Origin of the sequence: Phenylobacterium sp. (assembly GCF_016793285.1) — a bacterium.
In the GTDB taxonomy this organism is placed as follows: domain Bacteria; phylum Pseudomonadota; class Alphaproteobacteria; order Caulobacterales; family Caulobacteraceae; genus Phenylobacterium.
Genome location: NZ_JAEUMO010000146.1, coordinates 1 through 2,000, shown reverse-complemented (window position 1 = coordinate 2,000; position 2,000 = coordinate 1). Strand labels below are relative to the sequence as shown.

Below are 2,000 nucleotides of genomic sequence, written 5' to 3'. Positions count from 1 at the left end.
CGTCGACGACGACATGGTCCCGCGGCTGGCGGCGGCCGAGGGCGTGAAGGTGGTGAGCCGCAGCGCCTTCGAGGCGGCCTGCCGCGTCCACGGCGACTGCGAGGCCGAGTTCCTGGACGCCGACCATGACATCGCCGTCCTTTTGTTCACCAGCGGCACGACGGGCGAGCCCAAGGCCGCGATCCTGCGCCACGCGAACCTGACCAGCTACGTGATCTCGACCGTGGAGTTCCAGGGTGCGGAGGGCGACGAGGCCGCGCTGGTCAGCGTGCCGCCGTACCACATCGCCGGCATATCGGCGGTGCTGACCGGCATCTACGGCGGCCGGCGGATCATGCACCTCGAGGCGTTCACGCCCGAGGCCTGGGTCGAGGCCGCCGCGGCCGAGGACATCACCCACGCCATGGTGGTGCCGACCATGCTGGGCCGCATTCTCGACGTGCTGGAGGCCCGCGGCGAGACGCTGCCGTCGATGCGGGCGATCAGCTACGGCGGCGGGCGCATGCCGCTGCCGGTGATCGAGCGCGCGCTGAGCCTCCTGCCGCATGTGGACTTCGCGAACGCCTACGGTCTGACCGAGACCAGCTCCACCATCTCGATCCTGGGCCCCGACGACCACCGCATGGCGCTCTACTCCGACGACGAGGCGGTGAAGAAGCGGCTGGGCTCGGTGGGGCGGCCGCTGCCGACCCTGGAGCTGGAGATCCGGGGGCCCGCGGGCGAGGTGCTGGGGCCCAACCGGTCGGGCGAGATCTACGTGCGCGGCGAGCAGGTCTCGGGCGAATACACCTCGAAGAAGGTGATCGGCGCCGACGGCTGGTTCGCGACCAACGACGGCGGCTACCTCGACGACGAGGGCTACCTCTACGTGGAGGGCCGCCTCGACGACGTGATCGTGCGCGGCGGCGAGAACATGAGCCCCGGGGAGATCGAGGACGTGCTGCGCGAGCATCCGGCCGTCGACGACGTCGCCGTGCTCGGCCTGCCCGACAACGAGTGGGGCGAGAAGGTCGCCGCGGTGATCGTGGCCCGGGACGCCCGGCCCCCGGTGGACGAGCTCAAGGCCTTCGCCAAGGCGCGGCTGCGCTCTTCCAAGACCCCGGAAGTCTGGGAATTCCGCGACGCCCTGCCGTACAACGACACCGGCAAGCTGCTGCGCCGCCAGCTCAAGGCCGAGATGAGCAAGAGCGCCTAGTAGCGGCCCGCGCTATCTCCGCCCGCGCCGCAGCTCCTCGCGCACGTCCAGGCCGTAGAGGGCCGGGCTCCAGGCGTTGCACCCGAGGATCGGCCGCGCGCGGCGGGCGCGGGCCTTGCGGGAGGGGGGGCGGTAGGCGCCGGTGAGCATCGCGGCGACGAACTGCGCCTGCGCTTCGGCGATGGGCCAGAAGGCGCCGGCGGGCCGGCTGACGCCCACGAAGAACAGGTCCTCGCGGTCGGGGGCGACCGTCCCCATGAAGAGGCTGAGATCGTCGCCGCGCGTGTCGGCGACGCCGGCGTCGAGGTAGGGGTAGGTCAGGCGATAGCCCGTCGCGCAGAGCACGAGGTCCGCGGCGGCGCGCGAGCCGTCGGCGAAGACGACCTCGCCGCCCTCCAGGCGGTCGATCGCCGGCCTGGCCTTCACCGCGCCGCTCTCCAGCGCGCTCAAGATCTCGTCCGAGACGGTGGGCCGCTTCGACAGCGGGTCCGCGGGCGGCGTCGGGAGCCCCAGCGCCTGGAGCCGCACCATCCGGTCCTTGAACGTCCCCAGGATGCGCCCCCTGGCGATACGCTGGAACGCCGCCCGGCGGACGCCCGCCGGAAGCCAGTTCAACGGGCGGATCACCGGATCGGTCGGGTGGGTCATCGGCGCGGCGTCGGCTCCCGGCGCGCCGTTGATGGTCTTGGGCATGATCCACGTCCCGCTCCGCGCCGAGATGTGAACCGAGGCGGCGCCCGCCGCGGCGATCTCGCAGGCCAGCTCGCAGCCGGTGTTGCCGATGCCGACGACGACGACGTGCTTG

General features: G+C 72.3%; 1 protein-coding gene and 1 pseudogene. One reads left to right on the top strand and one right to left on the bottom strand.

Annotated features, from left to right (window positions below; all coding sequences use genetic code 11):
* Nucleotides 1-1,195: long-chain fatty acid--CoA ligase (locus JNL41_RS13680; protein WP_293475791.1), on the top strand; the 1,195-nt coding region annotated here is incomplete at its 5' end.
* 12 nt (nt 1,196-1,207) lie between these two features.
* Here JNL41_RS13680 and JNL41_RS13675 read toward each other — a convergent pair.
* Nucleotides 1,208-2,000, bottom strand: a pseudogene (locus JNL41_RS13675) (hypothetical protein); the annotation flags it as partial.